This window comes from Hymenobacter polaris, from assembly GCF_012927305.1.
GTDB lineage: Bacteria > Bacteroidota > Bacteroidia > Cytophagales > Hymenobacteraceae > Hymenobacter > Hymenobacter polaris.
The window spans coordinates 592,170-616,181 of the sequence record NZ_JABBGH010000002.1 but is presented as its reverse complement, the minus strand read 5'-3'; the positions used below and the strand labels follow the sequence as shown (position 1 = coordinate 616,181).

25 protein-coding genes are annotated in these 24,012 nt (G+C 61.2%); 7 read left to right on the top strand and 18 right to left on the bottom strand.

Annotation, left to right across the window (positions count from 1 at the left end; genetic code table 11):
* Positions 1 to 68 precede the first annotated feature (68 nt).
* Entirely contained in the window at positions 69 to 1,052 is a 984-nt protein-coding gene (locus HHL22_RS12955) for a T9SS type A sorting domain-containing protein (protein WP_169531781.1), read from the top strand.
* Between the two features lie 365 nt (positions 1,053 to 1,417).
* Here HHL22_RS12955 and HHL22_RS12950 read toward each other — a convergent pair whose 3' ends face one another.
* Entirely contained in the window at positions 1,418 to 2,638 is a 1,221-nt protein-coding gene (locus tag HHL22_RS12950; protein WP_169531780.1) for a TPM domain-containing protein, read from the bottom strand.
* Between the two features lie 140 nt (positions 2,639 to 2,778).
* Between HHL22_RS12950 and HHL22_RS12945 the strand changes: the two genes are divergently transcribed.
* A complete protein-coding gene (locus tag HHL22_RS12945) occupies positions 2,779 to 3,462 on the top strand; it encodes a haloacid dehalogenase type II (RefSeq protein WP_169531779.1) in 684 nt (227 codons plus the stop codon).
* Between the two features lie 208 nt (positions 3,463 to 3,670).
* Here the strand turns inward: HHL22_RS12945 and HHL22_RS12940 are convergent, their stop codons facing one another.
* Both HHL22_RS12940 and HHL22_RS12935 read right to left on the bottom strand, forming a co-directional pair.
* Positions 3,671 to 5,116: an amidohydrolase family protein gene (locus tag HHL22_RS12940; RefSeq protein WP_169531778.1), complete on the bottom strand. Its 1,446-nt coding sequence runs from the start codon at positions 5,114 to 5,116 to the stop codon at positions 3,671 to 3,673.
* A 368-nt stretch (positions 5,117 to 5,484) separates the two neighbouring features.
* The gene (locus tag HHL22_RS12935) at positions 5,485 to 6,039 is read right to left on the bottom strand and encodes a GNAT family N-acetyltransferase (RefSeq protein WP_169531777.1); all 555 of its coding nucleotides are present in this window, start codon (positions 6,037 to 6,039) and stop codon (positions 5,485 to 5,487) included.
* A gap of 224 nt (positions 6,040 to 6,263) precedes the next feature.
* Here HHL22_RS12935 and HHL22_RS12930 point away from each other — a divergent pair, with 224 nt between their 5' ends.
* The gene (locus HHL22_RS12930; protein WP_169531776.1) at positions 6,264 to 6,644 is read left to right on the top strand and encodes a hypothetical protein; all 381 of its coding nucleotides are present in this window, start codon (positions 6,264 to 6,266) and stop codon (positions 6,642 to 6,644) included.
* Positions 6,645 to 6,670: 26 nt separating this feature from the next.
* Here HHL22_RS12930 and HHL22_RS12925 read toward each other — a convergent pair whose 3' ends face one another.
* On the bottom strand, positions 6,671 to 7,936 hold the full coding sequence (locus HHL22_RS12925) for a M48 family metalloprotease (protein WP_169531775.1): 1,266 nt from the start codon (positions 7,934 to 7,936) through the stop codon (positions 6,671 to 6,673).
* Positions 7,937 to 8,003: 67 nt separating this feature from the next.
* Positions 8,004 to 8,441: a rhodanese-like domain-containing protein gene (locus HHL22_RS12920; RefSeq protein ID WP_169531774.1), complete on the bottom strand. Its 438-nt coding sequence runs from the start codon at positions 8,439 to 8,441 to the stop codon at positions 8,004 to 8,006.
* Positions 8,442 to 8,753: 312 nt separating this feature from the next.
* Between HHL22_RS12920 and HHL22_RS12915 the strand changes: the two genes are divergently transcribed.
* Together HHL22_RS12915 and HHL22_RS12910 are read left to right on the top strand one after the other, a co-directional pair.
* On the top strand, positions 8,754 to 9,449 hold the full coding sequence (locus HHL22_RS12915) for a helix-turn-helix transcriptional regulator (RefSeq protein ID WP_169531773.1): 696 nt from the start codon (positions 8,754 to 8,756) through the stop codon (positions 9,447 to 9,449).
* Between the two features lie 88 nt (positions 9,450 to 9,537).
* Positions 9,538 to 9,951 carry a VOC family protein gene (locus HHL22_RS12910; protein ID WP_169531772.1) on the top strand — a complete coding sequence of 138 codons (414 nt, stop codon included), beginning with the start codon at positions 9,538 to 9,540 and terminating at the stop codon, positions 9,949 to 9,951.
* 139 nt (positions 9,952 to 10,090) lie between these two features.
* Here the strand turns inward: HHL22_RS12910 and HHL22_RS12905 are convergent, their stop codons facing one another.
* The 11 genes from HHL22_RS12905 to HHL22_RS12855 all read right to left on the bottom strand — a co-directional run bounded on the left by HHL22_RS12905 (position 10,091) and on the right by HHL22_RS12855 (position 20,160).
* A complete protein-coding gene (locus tag HHL22_RS12905; protein ID WP_169531771.1) occupies positions 10,091 to 10,963 on the bottom strand; it encodes an aldo/keto reductase in 873 nt (290 codons plus the stop codon).
* Between the two features lie 33 nt (positions 10,964 to 10,996).
* Positions 10,997 to 11,716: an SDR family NAD(P)-dependent oxidoreductase gene (locus tag HHL22_RS12900; RefSeq protein ID WP_169531770.1), complete on the bottom strand. Its 720-nt coding sequence runs from the start codon at positions 11,714 to 11,716 to the stop codon at positions 10,997 to 10,999.
* A gap of 165 nt (positions 11,717 to 11,881) precedes the next feature.
* Positions 11,882 to 12,619, bottom strand: a complete 738-nt coding sequence (locus HHL22_RS12895) for an SDR family oxidoreductase (RefSeq protein WP_169531769.1) — start codon at positions 12,617 to 12,619, stop codon at positions 11,882 to 11,884.
* A 77-nt stretch (positions 12,620 to 12,696) separates the two neighbouring features.
* Positions 12,697 to 13,572 (bottom strand): helix-turn-helix domain-containing protein, encoded by an 876-nt coding sequence (locus HHL22_RS12890; protein ID WP_169531768.1) that lies wholly within the window; start codon positions 13,570 to 13,572, stop codon positions 12,697 to 12,699.
* 54 nt (positions 13,573 to 13,626) lie between these two features.
* A complete protein-coding gene (locus HHL22_RS12885) occupies positions 13,627 to 14,064 on the bottom strand; it encodes a hypothetical protein (RefSeq protein WP_169531767.1) in 438 nt (145 codons plus the stop codon).
* Between the two features lie 71 nt (positions 14,065 to 14,135).
* Complete coding sequence (locus HHL22_RS12880; RefSeq protein WP_169531766.1) at positions 14,136 to 14,693, bottom strand: glycosyl-4,4'-diaponeurosporenoate acyltransferase CrtO family protein; 558 nt, start codon at positions 14,691 to 14,693, stop codon at positions 14,136 to 14,138.
* Between the two features lie 137 nt (positions 14,694 to 14,830).
* The gene (locus HHL22_RS12875) at positions 14,831 to 15,232 is read right to left on the bottom strand and encodes a RidA family protein (RefSeq protein WP_169531765.1); all 402 of its coding nucleotides are present in this window, start codon (positions 15,230 to 15,232) and stop codon (positions 14,831 to 14,833) included.
* 103 nt (positions 15,233 to 15,335) lie between these two features.
* Positions 15,336 to 15,917, bottom strand: a complete 582-nt coding sequence (locus HHL22_RS12870; RefSeq protein WP_169531764.1) for a Crp/Fnr family transcriptional regulator — start codon at positions 15,915 to 15,917, stop codon at positions 15,336 to 15,338.
* 110 nt (positions 15,918 to 16,027) lie between these two features.
* The gene (locus HHL22_RS12865) at positions 16,028 to 17,089 is read right to left on the bottom strand and encodes a HAMP domain-containing histidine kinase (protein ID WP_169531763.1); all 1,062 of its coding nucleotides are present in this window, start codon (positions 17,087 to 17,089) and stop codon (positions 16,028 to 16,030) included.
* A complete protein-coding gene (locus HHL22_RS12860; RefSeq protein WP_169531762.1) occupies positions 17,086 to 17,730 on the bottom strand; it encodes a transcriptional regulator in 645 nt (214 codons plus the stop codon). Before HHL22_RS12860 ends, HHL22_RS12865 begins: the two co-directional genes overlap by 4 nt.
* Positions 17,731 to 17,784: 54 nt before the next feature.
* Complete coding sequence (locus HHL22_RS12855; RefSeq protein ID WP_169531761.1) at positions 17,785 to 20,160, bottom strand: ribonucleoside-diphosphate reductase subunit alpha; 2,376 nt, start codon at positions 20,158 to 20,160, stop codon at positions 17,785 to 17,787.
* A 522-nt stretch (positions 20,161 to 20,682) separates the two neighbouring features.
* Between HHL22_RS12855 and HHL22_RS12850 the strand changes: the two genes are divergently transcribed.
* On the top strand, positions 20,683 to 22,197 hold the full coding sequence (locus tag HHL22_RS12850) for a PAS domain-containing sensor histidine kinase (protein WP_169531760.1): 1,515 nt from the start codon (positions 20,683 to 20,685) through the stop codon (positions 22,195 to 22,197).
* Positions 22,184 to 22,609, top strand: coding sequence for a response regulator (locus tag HHL22_RS12845; RefSeq protein ID WP_169531759.1), 426 nt, complete (start codon positions 22,184 to 22,186; stop codon positions 22,607 to 22,609). Before HHL22_RS12850 ends, HHL22_RS12845 begins: the two co-directional genes overlap by 14 nt.
* Positions 22,610 to 22,653: 44 nt before the next feature.
* On the opposite strand, the gene HHL22_RS12840 is transcribed toward HHL22_RS12845, so the two are convergent.
* Positions 22,654 to 22,881, bottom strand: coding sequence for a hypothetical protein (locus HHL22_RS12840; RefSeq protein WP_169531758.1), 228 nt, complete (start codon positions 22,879 to 22,881; stop codon positions 22,654 to 22,656).
* 83 nt (positions 22,882 to 22,964) lie between these two features.
* Complete coding sequence (locus HHL22_RS12835) at positions 22,965 to 23,873, bottom strand: DUF6624 domain-containing protein (protein WP_169531757.1); 909 nt, start codon at positions 23,871 to 23,873, stop codon at positions 22,965 to 22,967.
* Positions 23,874 to 24,012 lie beyond the last annotated feature (139 nt).

The window sequence follows — 24,012 nt, the reverse complement described above, 5'->3', positions numbered from 1 at the left end:
TTTAAAACTGGTAAGCCTCACTGGCCGCTGCTAACAGCTCCTAGTTCCTTTTCCCTCACGTACCCGTTATGAAAAAAATCTTCTACGCGTTAACTGCCTTAGCTCTCGTAGCTAGCTACTCTGCTCAAGCTCAAGTCATTTCAAACAATGGCTTCGAAACCTGGGCGACCCGCAACGGAGCCGAGTCGCCCACCGGCTGGCTCACCGATGCGGATGTTTATGGTTATTACTATAATTTGTCGGCCAGCAACTTGCAGATTGGTGCGGTAACTAAATCGGCGGATGCGCACGGCGGCAGCTTCGCGGCTAAGCTGACCTCGACCAATGACAAGGATAATGCGGGCAACACGATAGTGGTGCCCGGCGAGCTGGTTTTGGGTACGAAAGCGGGGGCCTACGTTTACCAAGGCCTGCCGCTGGGGGGCCTCAACTACCCGGCGCGCCCCACCCAAATGCAGTTTTACTACAAGTTCAGCGGCACGGCCACCGATTCGGCGCTGGTGCTGGTGTACTTCACCAAAACCACCAACGGCGTACCGGCCATCCTGGGCATTGGCGGGGGCTTTCTGAACCCCACGGCTACTTATTCCGGCGTTAGCGCGCCCATCGGCTATGTGGATAATACCGTGCCCGATTCCATCCACGTTGTGGTGGCATCAGGCTTTTCCCGCTTGCTATATAACCCCCGAACGGGTGTGACGCGCTTTCCGAGCAACATTAAGGCGGGCTCTACTTTGCTACTTGACGACCTCACTTTTAGCGGGGCGCCGCTGGCTGTGCGGGCCGATGCCAGTACGCAGGCCCAGCTCACGGTAGCGCCCAACCCCAGCCCCGGCGGGCGCTTCGTCCTCAACTCGCCCGACAAGCCGGAGCTGGCCGCCGCGCCCTTACAGGTGCTCGATGGCCTAGGGCGCATAGTAGTGCAGCAAGCAGCCCAGGTAGCGCCCAACGGCCAGCGCGAACTGGATTTGAGCAGCCTCAGCACCGGCATCTACTTACTGCGGCTCGACTCGAAGCAAGGGACCATCGTGCGGCAGCTCACGGTGAAGTAAGGCCCTAGGGCCCTCGCCAGTAGTGGGTGGCACGCAGCTGCCCAGGCCTGACTATCTGCAGGATACCAAGCCCTAGGGGCAACTGACACGAAAACGCCCCGGCAGCCACACTGGCTACTGGGGCGTTTTGCTAGCTAACCCAAGTTGCGAGGCAGCGTCAGGCGGTCAATTCCCCTCCTTGGCCAAGGAAGGGATGTTGGCGCACAGCGCCAACGGGGGTGGTTGCGGGCGTTGAACGAGTCGGTGGCCACTCCAGTAGCCGGTCGTTCCACGACGTCAACCACCCCAGCTTCGGCTTCGCCGAAGCGTCCCCTCCTTGGCTAAGGAGGGGAATTGACCGCCTGACGCTGCCTCGCAGGCGCGGGCTACCACGAGCCGCTGTTGTCGTTGTTGGTATCGTCGAAGCCGCCGCCGCCCGACGAGTCATCGTAGGAGCTATCGTTGCCCGAGAAGAAGTCGCCGCCCGACGAGTCGTCGCCGCTGTTGCTGAAGTAGTCGGGGCTGGCGTTGCTTTCCTCGGCGCCCCCGCGCGAACTGAAGTAGTCGTCAGCCGCGGCGGTGCCCCCGGCCGTCCCGGCGGCAGTACCCGCATTGTTGCTCAGGTTGTCGCTGCTGAAGTTGCGGCCGCCCTCATTTGAGTCGTGGCTGCCCCCTAGGCGGTTGCCTAGATAAGCACCAGCTGCCGCGGCCGCGCCCGTAGCCAGGATGCTGCCCATGCCGCTGCCGCCGCTTTGCTGCGGGGCGCCGTAGCCGGGGCCCTGGTTGGGGTAGAAATTGGGCGTGCCGCCCTGGGTAGGCTGGTTGGGATAGAAGTTGGGCGTGCCGCCGGGGCCGTTGTTACCCGCCGCATTTGCATTGCGCCGAAACAGCCGGCTCAGCAGCCAAATGCCGCCGCCAACAACGACCACGCCAATCAGGATAGTGCTCAGGCCGATGCCACCGCCCGAGGTAGGCGCGGCTTCGCTTTGGGTGGCGCCGGCCGGGTCGCCCATGGCCTGCGCCGCGCTGGGCGAGGTAGTGGTGCCTAGGCTGCTGCTATTGGCTACCGCGCCGCTGGTGGCGGGGGCGGTGGTAGCGCTAGCCGTATTTTTCGGGGCCGAGCCGGGGTTGGCCGCCGCCAGCAGCACGTTGAGGCCGTTGCGCAAGCCCTGGCCGTAGTCGTTCTGCTTGAACTGGGGCGTCATCTGGCCGATGGCCCGCTGAATCACGCTTGGCGTCACCCGGTCGCGCAGCCCCGCGCCGGGCTCGATGCTGAGCTTGTGCTCCTGCTTGGCCACCAGCACCACCAGGCCGTTGTTTTTGTCTTTTTGCCCGATGCCCCAGTCGGTGCCAAGCTGGCGGGCAAAGGCGTTCACCTCCTGGCCGCCCAGCGAGGGCACCGTCACGACCACCACCTGGGTGCCGTTGTTGTCGGCGTATTGGCGCAGGCCGTAGTCGAGGCGCTTCACCTCAGCGGGCTGCAGCAGGCCAGCCTGGTCGGTTACGAACGTGAAGGGTTTGGGCCGTGGCGGAATGCCATCGGCGGCGTAGGCCGGGCCGGCCCAGGCGGCGGTCAGCAACCCAACTAAAAAGAGGAGGCGTTTCATGGCGCGCGAAAAAGAGGTAAGAATGTGCCTTGTACGGCGCATACGGCCGAGTGGCTACCCCGGCCGCCGCGCCGCCGCCGCCCACCCCTTTTCCCCTAGGCTGCGTACAGCGAAAAACCCTCACTACCTACCCCTTACTTATGGCAGTTTCCGCCGTGCGCCCCCAGGCCCTCGTCTTCGACCTCAACGAAACTCTGCTCGACCTGGCCCCGCTCCGCCAAGCGGTCAACAAGGCCTTCGACAACCCCGGCGGCTTTCGGCAGTGGTTTGGCCTGCTGCTGCAACACGCGCAAACGGCCACGCTCACGGGCAACTATTTCAACTTCAGCACCATCGCCGACGCGGCCTTGGAGATGGCCGCCACCATGCTGGAGGCCCGCCCCCCCAGCGCCGAGCAGCGGCACGAGCTGCTGCATCAGTTTGCCCACCTGCCCGCCCACCCCGACGTGGCTGCGGGCCTGGGGCAACTGCAAACCGCGGGCTTCCGCCTGTTTACGCTCACCAACTCGGCGCCCACCATGATGCGCCAGCAGCTTGCCACAGCCGGCATTGCCGAGTATTTCGAGCAGGCGCTGAGCGTGGATGCCGGGCGCCTCTACAAGCCCCACCCCGACGCCTACCACTACGCTGCCAAGCTGGCCGGCGTCGAGCCCGCTCAAACGCTTATGGTGGCCGCCCACGGCTGGGACGTGGCCGGGGCCCTGGCTGCCGGGCTGCAGGCAGCCTTTATTGCCCGCCCCGGCCAGCCGCTGTACCCCCTGGCCCCGCTGCCCGCCTACCAGGCGCCCACCATCACCGACCTAGCTCGCCAGCTGCTGGGCTAGACGGGGCGCCTAACTGGGAAAGACCTGCCATGCCGGGTGATGCCGAGGTGTGAAGCTATATCCTTGATACTTAGAGCGTATTGGGGAATTTAAAAGAACGTCATGCTGAGCTTGTCGAAGCATCTCTACCGAACAATACGGCGTGGTAGAGATGCTTCGACAAGCTCAGCATGACGTTCTTTTAAATTCCCCAATATGCCAGTTAGCCCTAGGGCTGCTTGAGCGGCCGCAGCATACCAGCCAGCGCGGCGGCCGAGTACACCCGGCCCCGCTGCACCACGGCCGCGATGCGGCGCGTGTTGTGAATATCGGCCAGCGGGTTGGCGGTTAGCAGCAGCAGGTCGGCGTCTTTGCCCACCGCGATGCTGCCCGTGCGATTTTCCACGCCCAGCCAGCGGGCGCCGTTGAGGGTGGCGGCCCCTAGGGCCTGGGCAGGCGTGAGGCCGGCCTGCACTAGCTCGGCCAGTTCGTCGTGCAAGGACGCGCCGGGGTACACGTAGGAGTTAAAGGCCCCGCTGTCGGACCCCGCCAGGATGGGCACGCCGGCCGCCTGCAGCAGCGGCACCAGCTGCTGGAACTTGACTTCCAGCTGCTTGGTAAAGGCCCGCGCAGCGGCCGACTGCTGGCGCGCCCCGGCCAGCCGCCGCGCATACGTACGCCGAATGGCGGGGTCGATGTAAGCCAGCAGGGTGTCGCGGCTATGGTCGGTGTCGGGCAGCTCGGCCAGCGTGCGGCCAATGCTGAGCGTGGGGGTAGTGGACGTGCGGTGGGCGGCCATCAGGGCCATGATGCGCGCGGCCGCGGCGGGGCTGTAAGTGGCGTACACGGCCGGCAGCATGGCAAATAGCCCTAGGGGGTGCGCCGTATTCTGGCTGGCGCGCACCAGCGCCGTGAGGCTGTCCTCCTTGCTCGAGCAGGCCTTAAAGAGGTAGTACAAGTGCTCGGTACCGTCGAGGCCGCGCCCGATAGCCTCGCCCAGCGTGACCGAATAGGGCATGTGGCCGGTAGTTTTGAGGCCCCGCGCCTCGGCCTGGCGAATGGTTTCGAGGTAGGCCGCGCCCGATATCTTACTGTCGTAAATCTTTACGTAGTCCACCCGCAGCTTTTGCAGCGAGTCAAGCGCGCGGCTGACTTGGGCGGGCGTTTCTACTTCGAGCGAGCCGGGCCAGGTGGCGCCGGGCCCGTCAATCTTGGGTCCCGAGGTGAAGATGGTGGGTCCGGCCAGGGTGCCGGCCGCCACGGCGCGCCGCCATTCAAATAGGTAAGGTGTGAGGTCGCCGCCCGCGTCGCGCACTGTCGTAATGCCGTGGGCCAGGTACAGCGCCAGGTGCTTTTTGTTGGCTGCCGCCAGGCTGTCGCCGCCCCGAAAGTGCACGTGCATGTCCCAGAGGCCGGGCAGCAGGTAGCGCCCGCGCCCATCGAGGTACTGGCGGGCCCTAGGGCGCCGGGCGCCGGCCGGGCCCAGCTGCACAATTTTACCCCCGGCCACGGCCACCGTCTGGTTGGGGCGCAAGCGGGCGGCGGCCACGTCCACCACCGCCACGTGGTCGATGACTAAGTCGTAGAAAGCGGCTGGGGGCGGGGCGGGCGCGCTGCCCAGCAGGGCAGCGGCGGCCAGCCCCAGTAGCAAGCAAGTGCGGATAGCAGTAGGCATGGCAGCAAGGTAGCGCGCCGCCTCTCTACCAGGCGCCGGCACCCTAGGGCGTGGGCCGCCGCACACCCTTGCGGCGGGTTTCCGCGTACACGCTGGCATACCTTCACCCATTGCCCTAGCTCCCATGAAAACCCCCAGCCATACCGACCCGGAAACCAAGAAAAAAGAGAAGAAGAACGAGGTGGACGAGCGCAGCAAGCCCGACGGCAAAAAAACGACCACCCAGAAGAAATAGCCACGGCTAGCTTTCTGGTTCTTAACAAAAAAAGCACGTCATGCTGAGCCCGTCGAAGCATCCCTACCGAACTATGCAGCGCGGTAGGGGTGCTTCGGCGGGCTCAGCATGACGTGCTTTTTTTGTTTAATTGTTACCCCAGTAGCACGGGTGCTGGCTCCACGGCCCGCTCGAAGCGCAGCTGGCCGTTCACGTCGGTGCCCGACGACTCGAAGCCATTGGCCAGCAATACCTTCTGCGAGATGAGGTTTTCGGGCTGCGTGTGGGCCACCAGGCGGTGTACCAGGCCCGTGGCCGCCGCCTGCTGCACCAGGCCCGCCACCAGCTCGGTGGCCAGGCCCTGCCCGCGCCAGTCGGCGGCAATGGAGTAGCCTAGCTCTACCAACCCGGTGGCATCGGGCGGGCCCGTGAAGCCACCCGAGCCCACCAGCGTGCGGGGTACGTCGCCGGCGGCATTCAGCAGGGCGTACCAGTTGTACCAGCCGGCGGCGGTGCGGCCGCCTTCGCTTAGCTTTTCCAAAAAATACTCCATGGCATCGCGGTTGTAGTCGCCGGGTGGCCAGTTGGCGGGCATGGCGGCGCCCAGCAGCACCGGAAAATACTGGGGCTTGTGCAGCTCGGCCGTGAGCAGAGCCCGGCTGGCGGCAATGAGCGTGAGGCGGGGGGTGTGGGTAATGAGCGGAATCATAAGGGCCTTATACGGCGGCGGGCCCACCGCCGGGGCAAACCCGCGCCCTGCTATCTGGTAGTTGCCTTATCCTCAACCCCTAGGCACTTTCGACACGGCGGCCGTTACTAGCCCGCCCAGCTGGTGGCGGCCCCAGCAAGGAGCTTGGGGGGCTGGGCGCCGCCCTATCTTTGACGGATATGGGTACGGAGGGGTCTACTCTTTTTTCTAATTCCGCGGGCCACTTGCAAGCCGACCCAGCTGGCCTCTTGCGCATTGCCTGGGGAAGCCAGCCGCGCAGCCTAGCCGCTACCCAGGCGCTGTTCGAGCAGTTGCTGCGCCAGCTGCAAACTACTCGTTGGAGTCGGGTGCTGGTCAACCAGGTGCAGATGCCGCCCTTTTCGCCCGCCGAGCAGCAGTGGGTGGCCACCAACTGGCTGCCCCGCGCCGTGGCCGAGGGCGGCTACCGCCACGGCGCCGTGCTGGTGTCGCCCACGGTGCTGGTGCGGCTGGCTACGGCCTACATCACCACCTACGTACAGGGCCTGCCGCTGGTGTACCGCTCGTTTGACAGCGAGGCCGACGCCGTGCGCTGGCTGCTGCGCCAGCCCGCCACGGCCGCCTAGCCCCCCCCAACGCATGAGCAGGTCTCCTAGGGTAGTGGTGCTTCCCACGCCTGCCACTGCATGGCCGAACGTACCCGCGTGCGGCCGCTGGGATGGTCGAAAAACAAGATTTCCTCCCAGGGTGCGGGGTCTATCTTGCGGTATTCCGACAGCTTCAGGGCCACGCGGGCGAAGCCGGCGGGCTGCCGCGCCGCGTTCAGGCCAAACATGTCGGCCTCCTGCTCCTGGGTGCGAATGATGGTATTGGTGAGGGGCGTGGCCAGCAGGGTGGCCACCGCCAGCAGGGCCGCCAGCAGCGGCAGCCCCGCCACGTCGGCCAGCCCGCCCCCAATGCCCCAGCGCCGCCCGTAGCGGGCCACCAGCGCGTGAAACGCCCAATCCATCAGCCAGAACCCGAGGGCGATGAGCGCCGCGAAGGCCAGCAGCATTTTGGGAATATGGTGCAGCACGTAGTGGCCCAGCTCGTGGCCCATCACGGCCTGAATCTCGGCCGGCGAGCAGCGGCGCAGCAGGTTATCGTTCAGCGACACGCGGATGGTGCTCCCCAGTCCGCTCACGTTGGCGCTGATGCGCGTGCTCTGGCGCGAGGCATCCACCAAGTACACGTTGGTGGCGGGCACGCCGTTGGCGCGGGCCAGCTGTAAGATGCCGTCGCGCACGGGCCCGGCGGGCAGGGGCCGGGCCGAGTTGAAGAGCGGGCTGATGAGCACCGGCCCCAGGGCCACCGCCCCCACCAGCCCCGCCACCACGATGCCCGTGGCCCACAGCCAGCCGGCGCGCCCCGTGCGCCGCAGGGCCGCGTACACACCCAGCAGCAGCAGGCTGCCCCCCAGCACGCTCAGGCCCAGCTCAATAAGTACCTCGCGCAGCCACTCCCCCAAGCCCTGGGTAGCCAGCCCATACTGGTGCTCACGCACAAAGCCCTGGTAAATGGTGAGCGGCAAACTCAGCGCCCAGGCCAGCACGATATACAGCGCCAGGTAGGCCAGCGTGCGCAGCCAGCGCCGGGGCAGCCCCGCCACCAGCCACTGCACCCGCCGCCCCAGCCCCGCCTCCAGAAACACGGCCGCCACGCCTACCGCGTACACGGCTTGCCACAGGGCCAGCCAGTACCCTCCCTCAAAGTAGGCGTCGGAGCGCGCCTTTTGGGCGGGCGTAAGGGTGTCGAGGTAGCGCTGGGTGGCCGCCGCCACGTCGAAGGCGGGCTGAGTGCGGGCCGTATCGGGCAGGGGTGCCGCCTGGGTCGAGGCCAGTCCTAGGGCCAGTAGTAGCAGCAGAAGCAGGGTTTTCATGGGCTGAACATACAACCCGGCCGCTTCCATACCTAGGCGCTTACCCACCCGGTTCCGGCTGGCACTTTTACTTCAGGTCGCCGTAGCCGCCGCCGTTCACCACGTGGTGGAAGCCTTTTTGGGCCATCTGCTCGGCCGCTTTGGCGCTGCGTACGCCCGAGCCGCAGTACACCACGTAAGTTTTGCTGGTATCGAGCTGGGCTACCTGCTGGGCAAAGTCATCGCTATTGACGTTCAGGTTCTTTGCCTGGGGTAGATGGCCCAGCATGTATTCGGGCGAAGTGCGCACGTCAAGGACCTGGGTGCCGGGCTGCTTCAGCAGCTCTTTGGCCTTGGCCACGTCGATGGTGGCTGGCGCGGCCGTTTGGGCTGGCGCATCGGCCGTAGCGGCCGGAGTATCGGCCGTAGCGGCGGGGGCCGACGATACGGCGGCCGGCGTTTGCGGGGCCGATTGATTGCAGGCCGTGGCCAGCCCGGCTAGTAGCAGCAATGCATAATTTTTCATAGGTGCAAAAGTACCCACCCGGCGCTACCGACGGCGCCAAGCCACTACTGCGCAGTTGTTTTGCGAGCCATTTGGCTTCGTAAGAATTGAATACTGTTAGCCAAAAATCGGTTGGCCTTGCGAGCTGCGCGAAGCAATTGCAATCCGGACGACACCCTAGGGCACTGTTCTGGTGCGATTGCTTCGCAGGCTCGCAATGATAGACTACCGGCTTGCCATGACAACCGATTTTTGGCGGCTGCAAATGAGTCCAAGCCAAGCCAGCTGCCCGGCAAACCGCCCTTATTTACCTACCTTCCAACCTCTACTTCCGTGAACCGCATCGACCGCCTGTTTGGCATGACAACCCTGCTGCAAGCCCGCCGCTACACTACAGCCGAGCAGTTGGCCGAGCAGTTTGGCATCAGCGTGCGCACGGTGTACCGCGACATCCGGGCGCTGGGCGAGCAGGGCATTCCGGTCAGCTTCGAGGTGGGGCGGGGCTACTTTCTGGTGCAGGGCTACTTCCTGCCGCCCGTTAGCTTCACCCCCGACGAGGCCAACGCCCTGCTGCTGCTCGAAACCCTAGGCGCTACCCTGGCCGATGGCTCTATTCAGCTGCACGTGGCTGCCGCCTTGCAGAAGGTGCGCGCCGTGCTGCGCCCCACCGACCAGGACCGGCTGGCGGAACTGGCTAGCCGCATCCTGCTGCACGTGCCCGAGTATGCCGAAAGTCACACGGCCTACCTGGCCCCTATTCAGGCGGCCATTGCCAACGGGCGGGTGCTGGAGGTGGACTACCAGGACAAGAACGGTGGCAGCACCCGGCGCCGGGTCGAGCCCATCGGGCTGGTGTTCTACAATTTCACCTGGCACTTCATCGGCTGGTGCCAGTTGCGGCAGGCGTACCGCGACTTCCGGGTGTCGCGGGTGCAGCACCTGGCGGCTACTAGCCTGCCCTTCGCCCACCAGCCGCAGCTTACGCTGGCCGATTACCTCGCCAGCCTGGGCTTGCCGCGCCCGACGTAATTTTTTTTGAAGGGCCGGGTAGGACTGCCATAGGGCTGTCAGTGGGGGTGCCGCTCTTTGTGGCATCATCATTTAGTTCTCAAGCCCCATGCAGTTCGCCTCCATCCGCCTCCTCACCGCCGACCTCGAGCGCCTCGTTGAGTTCTACGAGCAAGCCACCGGCCTGCCCGCCACGCGCTACACCCCCGATTTTGCCGAGCTGCGCACGCCGGGCGCCACGCTGGCTATCGGCAGCCTACGCACCCCCGAGCTGGCCGGCAACCCGCACGTAGCGGCCGCCGCCAACCGCTCGGCCATTATCGAGTTTCACGTCGAAGATGTGGATGCTACCTATCAGCGCATCGCCGAGCTGCTAGGTCCCGATGTAGTGCAGACGCCCACCACCATGCCCTGGGGCAACCGCTCGCTGCTCTTCCGCGACCCCGACGGCAACCTGGTCAACTTCTTCACGCCCGTGACGTCGGCCGCGCAGCAGCGGTTTGCCCGGCAGGCGGTTAGCTAAAATTCCCTAAACCAGAACGTCATGCTGAGCTTGCCGAAGCATCTCTACCGCTTCATCCAAACCGTTCGACGGTGCGATAAAGATGCTTCGGCAAGCTCAGCATGACGTGCTTATGTAAGGGATATGCCCCCTGGGGCACCTACCCCAGATACGCCATATCCTCGGCGCTCAGCTCGATGTTGGCGGCGGCCAGGTTTTCGCGCAGGTGGGCTACCGATGAGGTGCCGGGGATGGGCAGCAGTAGCGGCGAGCGGTGCAGCAGCCAGGCAATGTTGAGCTGGGCTTCGGTCACGCCCTTTTGCTGGGCTAGCTCGGCGAGCTTGTTGCCGGCGTTGGGCAGGCCGTGCACCAGCGAGAAGAAGGGCACGAAGGCAATGCCGTGCTGCTCGCACAGGGGCAGCACCTCGCCGCCGCGGGTTTCGCCGTGGCCGTCGTTCATGGTGGTGCGCTGGGCGTAGCTGTACATGTTCTCCACGCTGGCTACTTCGCCCATCCCTAGGGCGGCGGCCAGCTCCTCGGGCGTCACGTTGCTCACACCCACGTGCTGGATTTTGCCCTCGCGCTGCATCTCGTACATGGCGCCCATCGACTCCTCAAACGGCACCTCGGCGCCCGGCATTACCCGGAAGTGCACCAGCTGCACGGCCTCCTGCCGGAGGGTGCGCAGGTTGCGCTCGATGCTCTGGCGCAGCTGCTCGGGCCGGTTGAAGGGCGGCCAGCTTTTGTCGGCGGGGTTGCGGGTGGCGCCTACTTTGGTGCAGATTACCAGTTCTTTATGGTAAGGATACAGCGCCTCCACGATGAGGCGGTTGGTGATGTCGTCGCCGTAGTAGTCGGCGGTATCGATGAAAGTAACGCCGTTGGCCACGGCGGTTTTCAGCACTTCCAGGGCTTGGGGCCGGTCGGCGGGCTCGCCCCAGATGCCGGGGCCGGTAAGGCGCATGGTGCCGTAGCCCAGGCGGTTGACGGTGAGCGGCTGAGTTGACTGGGGGGCGATGGTGAGGGTTGACATGAAGAAGGAAAGAATTAGGAAAAAAACAGATAGTTACCAGGGCGTCGGTCCGTCTTCGCTGAAGAACTGGCCCGTGGGGCCATCGGGCGGCAGCGTGGCGTATTTCACCAGCACCTGGGCGGCGTGGGGCGGCGAGTGGCCCTGGTGCCCGGTAAAGTCGGTGGCCGTATAGCCGGGGTTTACCGAATTGACCTTGATGGCCGTGTCGCGCAGCTCGTAGGCCAGGCAGATGGTCCAGGCATTGACCATGGCCTTGGAGGTAGTGTAGGCCACGGGCTTCACCTGGTAGTACTCCCAGGTGGGGTCGGCTTGCAGCGCCAGCGAGCCGATGCTGGACGACACATTGACGATGCAGGCCCGCGGCGCCGCCCGCAGCAGCGGCAGAAACGCCTGCGTGGTGCGCACAACCCCATAGTAGTTGGTGGCCAACAGCGCCTCGATGGCGCCGAGCGGAATGGTGGAGGGCTGGTGGGCGAGGTTGCTGGGAATGCCAGCGTTGTTGAGCAGCGCGTCGAGCTGCGGGGTGCGCTGGCGCACTACTGCCACCGCCCGCTGCACCGACTCGTCGTTGGTTACGTCCAGCTCCACAGCCTGCACCTGGTCTAGGCCCGCCGCCTGTAGCTGCTGCTGCGCCTGCTGGCCCTTGGCCGCGTCGCGGCTACCTAGGAACACGAAGTAGCCAGCTTGCAGCAGTTGCTGGGCCGCTTCGTAGCCGATGCCCTTGTTGGCACCGGTGATGAGCGCGTATTTCATAGAAAAGTCAGGAGCATAAGCTTGTGTCGCCGGGGCCGCGCAAAGGTGCGAGCTGCCGCCGTCGTAAGCATGGTGAATACTTCACTTTCTACGCAAGTCGTGCCGCGCCCGCCGCCCTGGCCGACTAGCGCCCTATCCCACCGGGCGGGCCTAGGGCACTTGTTCTTACCAGGGGCTGACGTCGGTGCCGGGCAGGTTGTCGTCGCTGAAAAACTGGCTGGTGGGGCCGTCGGGCCCTAGGGTGGCGGCCTTCACGAGGCGGGCGGCGGCGTCTGGCACGGTGCCGGGGCCGCTGTGGTGGTTGAAGTCGGTGGCGGTGTAGCCGGGGTCTACGGCGTTGACCTTGAAGGGCGTATCGCGCAGCTCGTAGGCCAGCATGATGGTGTAGCCGTTCAGGGCGGCTTTGGAGGGGGCGTAGGCGGCACCCTTCACGTGGTAGTACTTCCAGCTGGGGTCGTTGTGCAGCGTGAGCGACCCCAGGCCCGAGGTGACGTTGACGATGCGCGGCGCCGGCGACTGGCGCAGCAGGTCGAGAAACGCCTGCGTGACTTCAATCACCCCGAACACGTTGGTATCGAACACCTCCTTAATGGTGCCAATGGGTGTGCTCACGGCCGGCTGCGACATGCCCCCGCTGATGCCGGCGTTGTTGATGAGCACGTCGAGCACCGGCGTTTTCTGCCCTAGGGTGGCGCGGGCGGCGGCGATGGAGGCGCTGTCGGTAACGTCGATGGTAAGCAACTCGACCTGGGTGAGGCCTTCGGCGCGGAGCTGGGCTACGGCCTGCTGGCCGCGCTGGGCGTCGCGGCTGCCCAGGTACACGTAGTAGCCTTGCTGCAGCAGCTGGCGGGCGGCTTCAAAGCCAATGCTTTTGTTGGCGCCGGTGATGAGAACGGTTTTCATGGGGAAGTTTTGTGCTTCAATTGAACAGCACAAAGGTCCCGCCCGCCGCAAGCGCCGCCGTTACCCATTTCGCGGCATCACTGGTACATTTTGCGGACGCTGGCCCGGTAGTCGGCCGGCGTGGTACCCGCCTCGCGCTTGAAGAAGCGGGTGAAATACGAAGCGTTCTGAAAGCCCAGGCCGTAGGCTATTTCCTTGAGCGGCTGCTGGGTGTGCAGCAGCAGGCGCCGCGCCTCCAGCACCAGCCGCTCGTGCAGGTGCTTGATAGCGGGCCGCCCAGTCTGGGCTTTTATCACCTCGCTCAGGTGCCCCGCCGAAATGTGCAGCTGCGTGGCGTAGGCGCTCACCTCGTGCACCTCCCGGAAGCATTCCTCCACCTTGGCCTGGTAGGCGCGCAGCAGCCGCTGGTCGGGCGTGGGCTCGGCCTCGGGGTGCTGCTCGGTGTAGAGGCGGCTCAGATAGGTGAGCAGCACCGTGAGGTAGGAGCCCAGCAGGCGCTGCTGCCACTCGCCGGGGCGCTGATACTCGGCCTCTAGCTGGGCCAGCAGAGCCTCTATGGTGTCGGCTTCGGCGGCGGTCAGGCGCAGCTCGTGGGCGCAGCGCGGGTTCTGCACGATGGGCAGCTCAGCCAGCCCCGCGTGCCGGGCCACAAACTCGGGCGTAAACTCCAGGTGCGTGCCCCAGAAGGGCGTGGGTTCCTCCTTCACCAGTATCTGGCCCGGCTCGGAGAAGTACACGGTGTTGGGGCGGTGCTCGTAGGGCGTGAGGTCGGCCCAGTGCCGCCCCTGGTTCTGGCGCACAAATACCAGCAGGTAATACGCCTTGCGGTGCGGCAGCAGCATGTCGGCCTCAATCACGGTGCCGCCCTCCGACCGCGCCATCGTGAAGGCCTCCGGGCTGTTGCCCTTAAACGGGTGTACCGGCACCGGCGGCCGGCTAGTGAGCGTCTGCATATTCCCGAAACTACTGCCCGCGCCAGAAGTTGCGGCCGGGCGCCGGGCGGCGCCCTACAGCGTGTAATACACCAAGGCTTGCAGCGCGCTCTGCAAGCCACGACTACGCTCCAGCCGAGCTTTCGACGCCGGGTTGCGCTCCAGCGAATCCAGGCACTGCCTGAGCGGGCTCTCCCTCAAGAAGCGTTGTGCGAAAGCTTCTTTCTGCTCTACGGACAACGTGCTGACCCAGCTTCGCAAGCTGGGTTGGAGCTGTTCGGCTTTTGCTTTCAGGCGAGCTGTTGCCCGGCTGTTCAGCAGGGCAATAGCCTTGGCATCGTCTGGCTCGGCCAGTGCCCGGCGCAAGAGCCGCGCCACGTCATTCCCTATGCTCAGCCAGCTACCATAAGCGTCTGCGGGCGCGGCCTCAACTGTGTTCTGCCGTGGTGCTGGCTGCTGGGCTGCTCCCGGCAGGGCAGCCGCCAGGCCGCAGCTTAAAAGTACTAGTTTCATCAGCAGCAAAGTATAGGCACAGCACCAAAATAAGAAGCAAGTAGCAGTGTACCACGTGGGCAACTCCTAACTTATCCTAGGCGCGGCAACCGACGCAGCCGGAGGCGCAGGTACTGCTGTAGCCAAATGGGGTACAGATTGTACCCCACGTTGAGCAGCGTGAGCACGCCGACCCAGCTCCAGTACCCTAGGGCTACCGCGTAGCCAGTGGTCAGCAAAAAATACACGAGCATCACCCAGTGAAACTGCTCTAGGTGGTAGGTAGTGCGCACAACCTTGGCTAGGTTGGCCCGCAGGGGCAGATATTGATACTGCGGGTAGCGGCGCCGCAGCAGGCGGTTGACAAACGTACCGTGCTGGGTGAAGTGATTGAGGACGGGCACCCGCAGCTTGCGGTACACGGCGGGCCGGGTACTCAGTTGCAGATGCCGCAGCCAAGCCGTCGGCCACGCGTAGGCCAGCAGGCTGAGCGCAACAAACCCATAAAGCCACGGCCGCGCCACGTGCTGGTAGCAAAACACCACCATAGGCACCAAACTCAGCACCGACCACAGCACATTGGGCACGGCATTGTAGAAGGCCAGCACAGCCGGGGAAGGAGTAGCGCGGTGGGGCTCGGCAGTTGGCATACAAAGCTGGACTAAACGACCGTAAAGTAGTAACTGGTGCGCACTGGCACGCCGCCACTTGTGCCTTCTGGTAGCTCTGCCCTTTCCACCTGATGGCCCCGATGGCGCGGGACACAGCCCCGCGCCATCATAAGTTGCTAGCGCACGGCCGTGGCTTCCACCTCCACTTTCAGGCCCTCGAAGGCCAAAAACTTCACTTCGACCATGGTGGCGGCGGCCTGGATGCCGTGCTGGGCTACCCAGTCGGTAAACACGTCGAAGCAGCCGCCCCCGCCGAAGAGCGCGGCCCTGTCGGTGGTGTACAGGCGCAGGTGCACGATGTCGCGGCACTGGTAGCCGGCCGTGGTTACGACCTGCTCCACGTTGCCGAGCACTTGCTGGAGCTGGGTGCGCATGTTGGCGGTGCTGGGGTGGCCATCGGCGTCGATGGCGGCCTGGCCGGCGCAGTAGAGCGTGGCAGCGGGCTGGGTTACTTCTAAGGCTTGCTGGTAGGCACTGGGCGCTTGCCACTGCCAGGGGTTGATGGCGCGTTTTTGCATGATTGGTAGGCTAGGTTATCGCGCCGGCCCTAGGGCGGCGCGGGGTGAGGTTGCGGGGGCAAAGGTCCCGGCCGGCCCCGCCCGCTACCTGTGACCTAGCGCACTATTTTGGGCGCCGCTCCTGGTCGGCGAGCCGGCTCAGGGTCTCGCGCGATACTCCTAGGTAGGCTGCCAGCAGCGTTTTGGATACCCGCTGCGGCAGCGTGGGGTACTGGCGCAGCAGCCGCTCGTAGCGCTCGCGGGCGGGCAGGGCCAGCAGCGACACAATGCGCTGCTGCGCGGCGATGCCGCCCCGCGCAAACTTGGCTAGGAAGAAGCGCGCCATCTGGGGCAGCTGCTGGCAGAGATACTCGTAGCCGGCCAGCGGCAGGCACCACACGGCCGTGTCTTCCAGGCATTGCAGCGATAGCGTGGCCGGCGCCTGGGCCAGGTAGGCCGCGAAGTCGCCTTCCCACCAGTCTTCCATGGCCAGCGACACAATGTGGGCCTTGCCGGCCGCATCGGTATGCACCAGCTTTAGCAGGCCCTGCACCACGAAGTACAGCTCGCGCACCCGCTCCCCTTCCCGAATCAAATACGCGTGCTTGCGCACCTGCCGGCTCGTGAACTGCGCCAGCACCAGCGCAAACTCCTCGTCGGTCAGCGACACGACACGCTCTAGATGCTCTCGTAACTGCTGCTGCATAGCCCCTACCTACGCAGCCGCCCTAGGTGGGGTAGTAGTCGCCCCGCCCGCCCCCAAAAACATGGCAGCCGCTACCGGGGGTAGCAGCGATAGTTTGTTTGGATTAGAAGTTAATCTATTCCACGCAATGCATTAGTGTCAAAAATAAAATCAAAAGTATTTTCATCATATAATACACCTTCTATCTCTTGTGAATTTTCATAATTCATAGGCTCACTCCAATAAACATAAGCATTATTTATTTTCAATAACCGCTGGATTTGATACATACCGATACCGTCACCTGACTTACCAGCCTTCTTTGCATTGGTACCTGAATACCCTTCTTCAAATATTTTCCCCTTCTCTTCTAAACCTATTCTAGTACTCATCATTTTAAATGACAAGATAAATAGGTCGCCTAGCCTTTTAAAGGATATATACAAGGTGCTATCGGGCAGAATATATTTAGTTGTATTGTCAAAGAAATGATACAAGGCCACATGTAAAGAATCATAATCAACTTCTATTTGCTCAGTACTTGGCTGCACTTGCACATCGACATTCGCAGCCAATAATTCTTGACCAAACAAGTGCATTACATTCATCACGACTTTATGAATCCTATGCCTTTTAAAAGACAGAGAAGGACTTTCCTCATATATTTTGTTAAAGACAATTATTTCAGTTTTAAGAGCTGCGTTGTGCTTTGCTAATTTTAGCAAAGTTAGCGCCACCTCGCTCTCATTGTCCCTAATGTATGAACTTACAGTAGAAATTTGCTTTCTTATATTCTTAGTTACAGCTTCCTGTGGCACCAATGAGTATAACTCTTGAATGCTATGCGCATTATTTGAGGTTATGTTATGTATTAACCGCTTAAGCTCTCTTGCGGCCTCAGTCCGTATCGCAATACGCATTTGGCGCATTTCTAGTAGCAGTTCACCATATAATTTTAAGCGCACTTTAAAGACATTAGCGCTTTTCAGCATATCAATGTCGTCCGTACACATATATGCAAACCCAACCCCATCTATAACAATTTTACCCTGCCTTCTACTTGTTCCGTCTGCTTCGCATTTAACTATTGAACTCTTACCAGAACAATTTTGAACACATGATGCACAGCTGAGAGGAACAGTATTATATCTAACCTCTCCCCTTTCATTTACAAACTGCAAATAATGGCTCATATATGGGCAGCGTAAATTTCTCGACTTAACTCCTCTACTAATTCTTGAAATTCATATGGCTCAGCATTTTTCGCTAATTGGCCATCACACTTGTGAAATGCCTGATGAAATCTTTCTCCAGAAGTTTCCGCTGAATATATAATCACCTTCTTATGAGGATACCTCACTTTTAGTCTTAGAGCTAATCCTAAACCTTGGTCCTTGAAATCAAGCGCAACACCAACTCCCTTTATGTCCACAAATAATATATTTGCTTCCATTACCTCAGGCGAATCTAAGGATTCCACATCTTTGACTGCTTTTGTGTGAACCCAATTAGCCTTCTTTAGAATTGTGACAACTCTAAATTTAACATCATCATCAATAAAGAGAATATGTGTTTTGTTTTTCAAATCATCTAATGTAGGCTCCGCAAATAATTCAGGACTTTTTGCTGTAATTGCATTACCAGGAGTGCCTCCTAAATTATTTTGATTATTTATATTTATCACATTACTATTAACAGGACTTGACTCCTTCTTTTCATCTGCACCTTGCTTTTTTGAAAAAAAGATATTCTTCACAGCGGCAGCAACGGCACCAAGTATTGTTATAATAGACACGATTGCTGTTTTATTTTCAGTAAAGAAGGTCAAATCCATTTTTCAGAAATAAAAGGGGGTTAGCTTTAAAGCTAACCCCCTAGATTAATACGTTTACGAACCGCAGGCCTCGCAGGCGTCCGGGTTATCGAGCGAGCAGGCCATGTCGGCTTGGTTCTGGGCGTACATGGGCTCCAGGGTTTCGGCGGCTTGCTTTTCCACCGTGAACTTGATGGCGTCGGCGGCGGCTTTGGTGCGCAGGTAGTACATGCCGGTTTTGAGGCCGCGCTTCCAGCTGTGGAAGTGCATGCTGGTGAGCTTGCCGAAGTTGGGGTTCTGCACGTGCAGGTTCAGGCTCTGGCTCTGGCAGATGTAGGCGCCCCGGTCGGCGGCCATGTCGATGATGGTGCGCTGCGAAATCTCCCACACCGTCTTATACAGGTCCTTGATGTGCTGCGGCACGCGGGCAATGTTCTGCACCGAGCCGTTGGCCGCGATGATGTCTTGCTTCATCTGCTCGTTCCAGAGGCCCAGCTTCACCAGGTCCTTCAGCAGGTGCTTGTTCACCACCATAAACTCGCCGCTGAGCACGCGCCGCACATAGATGTTGCTGGTGTAGGGCTCAAACGACTCGTTGTTGCCCAGAATCTGGGCGGTGCTGGCGGTGGGCATGGGGGCTACCAGCAGCGAGTTGCGCACGCCGTGCTCCACTACTTGGCCGCGCAGCGTGTCCCAGTCCCAGCGGCCCGACTTGGGCGTCACGCCCCAGAGGTCAAACTGGAACTTGCCCTCGCTCAGGGGCGAGCCGGGGAAGGTTTCGTAGGCCCCGTCCTTCATGGCGAGGTCCTTCGAAGCCGTCATGGCCGCGAAGTAAATCGTCTCGAAGATGTCCTCGTTCAGGCCCTTGGCTTCGTCGCTCTCGAAGGGCATGCGCAGCGCGATAAACGTATCGGCCAGGCCCTGCACGCCCAGCCCGATGGGGCGGTGGCGGAAGTTGGAGCGCTCAGTTTCGGGCACCGGGTAGTAGTTCACGTCGATTACCTTGTTGAGGTTCAAGGTAGTCTGGTACGTGATTTCGTACAGCTTGTCGTGGTCGAAGCGCACGTTGCCCTGGGCGTCTTCCACGAGGTAGCGGGGCAGCGCCAGCGAGGCGAGGTTGCACACCGCAATCTCGTCCTTGTCGGTGTACTCCATAATCTCGGTGCAGAGGTTGCTCGACTTAATCGTGCCCAGGTTCTGCTGGTTGCTCTTGCCGTTGGCGGCGTCCTTGAAGAGCATGTAGGGCGTGCCCGTCTCGGTCTGGCTTTCCAGGACGGCAAACCACAGTTCCTGCGCCTTGATGGTTTTGCGGCCGCGGCCTTCGCGCTCGTACTTGGTGTAGAGCTTCTCAAACTCGGGGCCCCAGGTGGTGTCGAGGCCGGGGCACTCGTGGGGGCACATCAGCGTCCAGTCGCCGTTAGCCTCCACGCGCTTCATGAACAGGTCGGGCGTCCAGAGGGCGTAAAACAAGTCGCGGGCGCGCATTTCCTCCTTGCCGTGGTTCTTCTTCAAGTCCAGGAACTCGAACACGTCGGCGTGCCAGGGCTCCAGGTAAATGGCGAATGCGCCCTTGCGCTTGCCGCCGCCCTGGTCTACGTAGCGGGCCGTGTCGTTGAACACCTTCAGCATCGGCACCAGGCCGTTGGAGTTGCCATTGGTGCCCTTGATGTAAGAGCCCGTGGCACGCACGTTGTGCACGGCCAGCCCGATGCCGCCCGCGCTCTGCGAAATCAGCGCGCAGTCCTTCAGCGTCTCGTAGATGCCCTCAATCGAGTCGTCCTTCACCGTGAGCAGGAAGCACGACGACATCTGCGGCTTGGGCGTGCCGGCGTTGAACAAGGTCGGCGTGGCGTGGGTCATCCAGCGCTCCGACATCATATTATACGTCTTGATGGCCGCGTCAATATCGTCCTTGTGGATGCCCACCGACACGCGCATCAGCATGTGCTGGGGCCGCTCCACCACCTTGCCATCGAGGCGCAGCAAGTACGAGCGCTCTAGGGTCTTAAAGCCGAAGAAGTCGTAGTTGTAGTCGCGGTCGTAGATAATGGCCGAGTCTAGGGTGTGCGCGTGTTTGTGAATCACCTCCCACACGTCCTTGGCGATGAGCGAAGCATTGTCGCCGTTCTTGGGGTCCTCGTAGGTGTAGAGTCGCTTCATGGTGCTCGAAAACGACTTCGAAGTCACCTTATGCAGGTTGCTCACCGCGATGCGCGCCGCCAGGATGGCGTAGTCCGGGTGCCGGGTGGTCAGTGAGGCGGCCGTTTCGGCCGCCAGGTTGTCGAGTTCGACGGTCGTCACGCCATCGTAGATGCCGTCGATGACCTTCTTGGCCACCTCGATGGGCGACACGTAGTTTTGATTAAGCCCGTAGCAAAGTTTCTCAATGCGGGCGGTGACTTTGTCGAACTTGACCGACTCGCGGCGGCCATCGCGTTTGATTACGAGCATATTATGAGGGGAGCTGGGGTGAGCGAGGCTACTAATCTGACTAGCTTCGGGGGAGAAGCCACGGTGCTTTAAAGTCGGAAATTAGTTCCCTTGTTTGGGAGTGCCAAAGGAAAAATTTAGAATTTATCCACACAGCCTGAAAATGAGGCCGCCCGGCCGTTTTTCCCCCAGTTAGCCGGGCTACTTAGGTCAGCGTTATGCTTTTTTTGGTTATATACAGCTACTCGAATCAGACCCGCATGGGGTGCCGATGTCCACTAGCTGAGCAGTTACTCAGGCACTGACTGACCGCAGGTAGGCTGCGGATTTTATTGTATGCCAAGCTGCTGAGGCAGACTACCGTTGGTACGCGGCGCTACCTGACCCCGGCGGTGCAGTCGTTACCAAACCAGCAACCTGTAAGCAGCACACTGGGTAAATTAATATTTTTGCGAGCTAATTCGCGACTTTTTACGAACTTAGTGGTTTGTTAATCAAACCATTCTATCTACTATCTTCCTACCTTCTAATAATACCATTATAGTGTCCGAGCTTACTATTTCACTTCCCCCCTTCAGCCCATTTGCGCAAAACCACCCTGCCGCCGACAACTTTCTCCAGAACATCCTGCTCGATGGCCTCTGGTACTGGAATCTGCTGGCGCCCACCGAAGGCTGGGTGAATGCCAAATACTGGCAAACGCTGGGCTACGGCTCCCACGAGCTGCCCACGGCCCCCGAGGCGTGGCGCGCCCCCCTGCACCCCGACGACCTAGCCGAGGCCCAGCAGGCGGCCGAGGCGTGCCTGCGGGCGCCCGACCAGCCTTTCAACCAACTGCTGCGCGCCACGCACCGCAACGGGGCCACCGTGTGGCTGCACTGCCGGGGCATCGTGCTGCGCAATGAGGCGGGTACGGCCGCCTGGCTGCTGGGCGCGCTCTTCGACGTGAGCCACGAGAAGCAGGCGCAGGCACAGGCCGAGGAGCTGGCCGAGCACTACCGCCAGATTTTGAGCAACCAGTCGGTGTACATCGTCAAGACGGATACCGAGGGCAACTACACCTTCGCCAACGAGTACTTCTACGAGCGCTACGGCTACGCCGAGGATATTATCAATACCTCGTCGCTGCTCAGTATTGTGGAGGAAGACCGTGCCAAGTGCATCGAAGTGGTGCTGCAATGCTTTGCCCAACCCGAAGTGCGCCACCAGGTCATCCTGCGCAAGCTAGCCTCCGACAACACGGTGAAATCCAACCACTGGGAGCTAAAAGGCCTGTTGGATGAGGACGGCCGGCTAGTCGAGATTCTGTGCGTGGGCTACGACGTGACGCTGCTGGTCGAAAACCTGCAAAAGCAGCAGCACCTGCTCGACGTGACCAGCCAGCAAAACATGCGGCTGCAAAACTTTGCTTACATCATCTCGCACAACATCCGCTCGCATTCAGCCAACCTTACCTCGCTGGTGCAGCTGCTGGCCGAGGCCAAGAGCAAGGCGCAGAAAAGCATGTTCCTGCAGATGCTGACGACCAGCACCGAGCAGCTGGCCGATACCATCGTGAACCTCAACGACATTGTGACCATTCACAGCAATGTCAACAAGCCCAAAACGGTGCGGGCACTGCGCACCGAGATTGACAAAACGCTAGAGGTGCTCAGCGTACTAATTCGGCAGCATCGCATTGCCGTCGAGGTCGACGTACCCCCGACCTTGGAGGTCACCGTAGTGCCAGCTTACCTCGACAGCATCCTGCTCAACCTTATCAGCAACGCCGTGAAGTACCGCTCGCCCAATCGGCCGGCCTTCATCCGGCTGCGGGCCCGCTCCGAGCCGGGCAGCGTAGTGCTGACCGTGCAGGACAACGGCCGCGGCATTGACCTGGTGAAAAACCAAGCCAAGCTCTTCGGCATGTACAAGACGTTTCACGACAACGAGGATGCCCGCGGCGTCGGCTTATTTATCACCAAAAATCAGGTGGAAGCCATGCTGGGCACCATCAGCGTCGAAAGCCAAGTTGAAGTAGGCACCACTTTTACTATTCACTTCAATGAAAACGCCTAAACTAGCTTACGTAGTAGAGGACGACCGCATTACGGCCGCTATTACCGAGTTAATTGCTAAGAAAAACCTGCGGTGCCGCACCGTCAAAACCTTTGATAATGGCCAGTTAGCCTTCGACCAGCTAACGGCAACCCTGCAAGCCGGCGGTGACGTGCCCGACCTGATTTTACTCGACCTGAACATGCCGCTTATGGACGGCTGGGAATTTCTGGATGCCCTGGGTAGCTTGCCGTTGACGCGCCCGGTATGCGTGTTCGTGCTCACCTCGTCCATCCACCCCGACGACATGGCCAAGGCTACGCATTACGACCAAGTGAAGGGCTACTTCTCGAAGCCCCTGGACAAGCCCAACGTGGCGCGTATGCAAGGGCTGCTGCAGGAGGTAGGCGGCTACCAATACCAAGCTCACTAGCCCTGCTTATTCGTACCCACTGGCCAGGCAGCCAGCTAGCTCGGCTAGCTGGCTGCTTTTCGCAGTAGGGCCCACCACGCGCCCAAAGCCAGCAGCGCCGCGGCCCCCACTCCCAGCGCCGCAACAGTCACGGGTGGCCCGAAAGCTTTGCACGAGCAAGAAGTGAAAACCGGCTTGCCATTCACCAGCAAGCGGCGGCGGCAAAAGGCGCAGGGCGTCAGCCTAGGGTCTACTTGGCCGGGCAAGGGCCACTTATCAGCAGGAGCAAGCATGGGGCAGAAAAGATGAGCGGCAAACCAACGCCGGCTGCCACTGGTAGATACTGCCTTTCGCAAAAGGTCACCTCTGCCACATTTTACTTCGTGGGCTTATAGCTAATCCCATAGCGCTTGGCGTAGGTAGCCAACGGCTCCAGGCCAATAGCAGCCCGGCGCTCATCCACGCGCGCTTCGTCTTCAATGGGATACAGCTCGTATTTCTTCGTTTCCTTATTTAATCTGACTTGGCTGCCGTACACCTGCGGCTTGCCCAGGCCGCTCAGCACCCGGTCTTCCGTAAGCGCAACGGATGACCACTCCAGTTCTCCTCGCTTGGCACTTGCTTGCAGCATGGGTAAGTATTTCCGCTGCACGCTAGGGGGTGCGTGTTGAATCACTAAGTATATAGTGTGCAACCCTTCGCGCCCAACCAACTGGGTACTTGGCCAGCCCTGGCGGTCGAGAATAGCCAATACTTGCGCCAGACACTGCTCATCCACCTTATCCATTTGCGCCTCAAGCGCCTCAACTGCCGGGGAAACCGGACCCGACTTTTTCTCTTCTTCCCTGATTTTGATGCGGATATTCTGGTCGGCGCGGTGTATCTCGGCCAGCTCTTTCTTCAGCGGCTGGTCGAGGGCCGCATCCATTTTGGCCACCGTTGCCAGCAGGCGCGGCCAGCGGCGGTCAGGGTGCAAAGGCCGCAGCAGCGAATCGCTCTGAAGTTGAGTTAGGTCGTCGAAGCCTGCCCGCACCGTGGCATTCAAGTAGCGAAAAGCGTTATCTACCCGGCCGGCCTGCGCCCAGGTCTGCGCGGCCCAATAAAGCTTGGGCACCGTGGCTAGCTTTTTTTGCTTCAGCGCCTGGTCTACTAGCTCCCCTGCCTTGTTAAAATCTTTGCTCTTGTAGGCTTCTTTGGCTTGGCTATAAGCCATCGCCGCGGGCACCTGAGCCCACACCAATTGAGAGTTACAAACCAAGAAACTACAAAAAAGAAGTGTTTTCATGAGGTAGAATAAATTAAGCTAGGCGAATAACGTGCAAGCTACTATTTCCTTATCTATCTAATTGACTTTAAAACAGAAAAGCCTACCCCTTTCGGGATAAGCTTTTCTATTTTAACCAGCTAGTTGTTAGCTTAACCGT

Coding starts and splice junctions, on each gene's coding strand:
- HHL22_RS12955 (WP_169531781.1), top strand. CDS start 69: ATGAAAAAAATCTTCTACGCGTTAACTGCCTTAGCTCTCGTAGCTAGC.
- HHL22_RS12950 (WP_169531780.1), bottom strand. CDS start 2,638: ATGAAACGCCTCCTCTTTTTAGTTGGGTTGCTGACCGCCGCCTGGGCC.
- HHL22_RS12945 (WP_169531779.1), top strand. CDS start 2,779: ATGGCAGTTTCCGCCGTGCGCCCCCAGGCCCTCGTCTTCGACCTCAAC.
- HHL22_RS12940 (WP_169531778.1), bottom strand. CDS start 5,116: ATGCCTACTGCTATCCGCACTTGCTTGCTACTGGGGCTGGCCGCCGCT.
- HHL22_RS12935 (WP_169531777.1), bottom strand. CDS start 6,039: ATGATTCCGCTCATTACCCACACCCCCCGCCTCACGCTCATTGCCGCC.
- HHL22_RS12925 (WP_169531775.1), bottom strand. CDS start 7,936: ATGAAAACCCTGCTTCTGCTGCTACTACTGGCCCTAGGACTGGCCTCG.
- HHL22_RS12920 (WP_169531774.1), bottom strand. CDS start 8,441: ATGAAAAATTATGCATTGCTGCTACTAGCCGGGCTGGCCACGGCCTGC.
- HHL22_RS12910 (WP_169531772.1), top strand. CDS start 9,538: ATGCAGTTCGCCTCCATCCGCCTCCTCACCGCCGACCTCGAGCGCCTC.
- HHL22_RS12905 (WP_169531771.1), bottom strand. CDS start 10,963: ATGTCAACCCTCACCATCGCCCCCCAGTCAACTCAGCCGCTCACCGTC.
- HHL22_RS12900 (WP_169531770.1), bottom strand. CDS start 11,716: ATGAAATACGCGCTCATCACCGGTGCCAACAAGGGCATCGGCTACGAA.
- HHL22_RS12895 (WP_169531769.1), bottom strand. CDS start 12,619: ATGAAAACCGTTCTCATCACCGGCGCCAACAAAAGCATTGGCTTTGAA.
- HHL22_RS12890 (WP_169531768.1), bottom strand. CDS start 13,572: ATGCAGACGCTCACTAGCCGGCCGCCGGTGCCGGTACACCCGTTTAAG.
- HHL22_RS12885 (WP_169531767.1), bottom strand. CDS start 14,064: ATGAAACTAGTACTTTTAAGCTGCGGCCTGGCGGCTGCCCTGCCGGGA.
- HHL22_RS12880 (WP_169531766.1), bottom strand. CDS start 14,693: ATGCCAACTGCCGAGCCCCACCGCGCTACTCCTTCCCCGGCTGTGCTG.
- HHL22_RS12875 (WP_169531765.1), bottom strand. CDS start 15,232: ATGCAAAAACGCGCCATCAACCCCTGGCAGTGGCAAGCGCCCAGTGCC.
- HHL22_RS12870 (WP_169531764.1), bottom strand. CDS start 15,917: ATGCAGCAGCAGTTACGAGAGCATCTAGAGCGTGTCGTGTCGCTGACC.
- HHL22_RS12865 (WP_169531763.1), bottom strand. CDS start 17,089: ATGAGCCATTATTTGCAGTTTGTAAATGAAAGGGGAGAGGTTAGATAT.
- HHL22_RS12860 (WP_169531762.1), bottom strand. CDS start 17,730: ATGGATTTGACCTTCTTTACTGAAAATAAAACAGCAATCGTGTCTATT.
- HHL22_RS12855 (WP_169531761.1), bottom strand. CDS start 20,160: ATGCTCGTAATCAAACGCGATGGCCGCCGCGAGTCGGTCAAGTTCGAC.
- HHL22_RS12845 (WP_169531759.1), top strand. CDS start 22,184: ATGAAAACGCCTAAACTAGCTTACGTAGTAGAGGACGACCGCATTACG.
- HHL22_RS12840 (WP_169531758.1), bottom strand. CDS start 22,881: ATGCTTGCTCCTGCTGATAAGTGGCCCTTGCCCGGCCAAGTAGACCCT.
- HHL22_RS12835 (WP_169531757.1), bottom strand. CDS start 23,873: ATGAAAACACTTCTTTTTTGTAGTTTCTTGGTTTGTAACTCTCAATTG.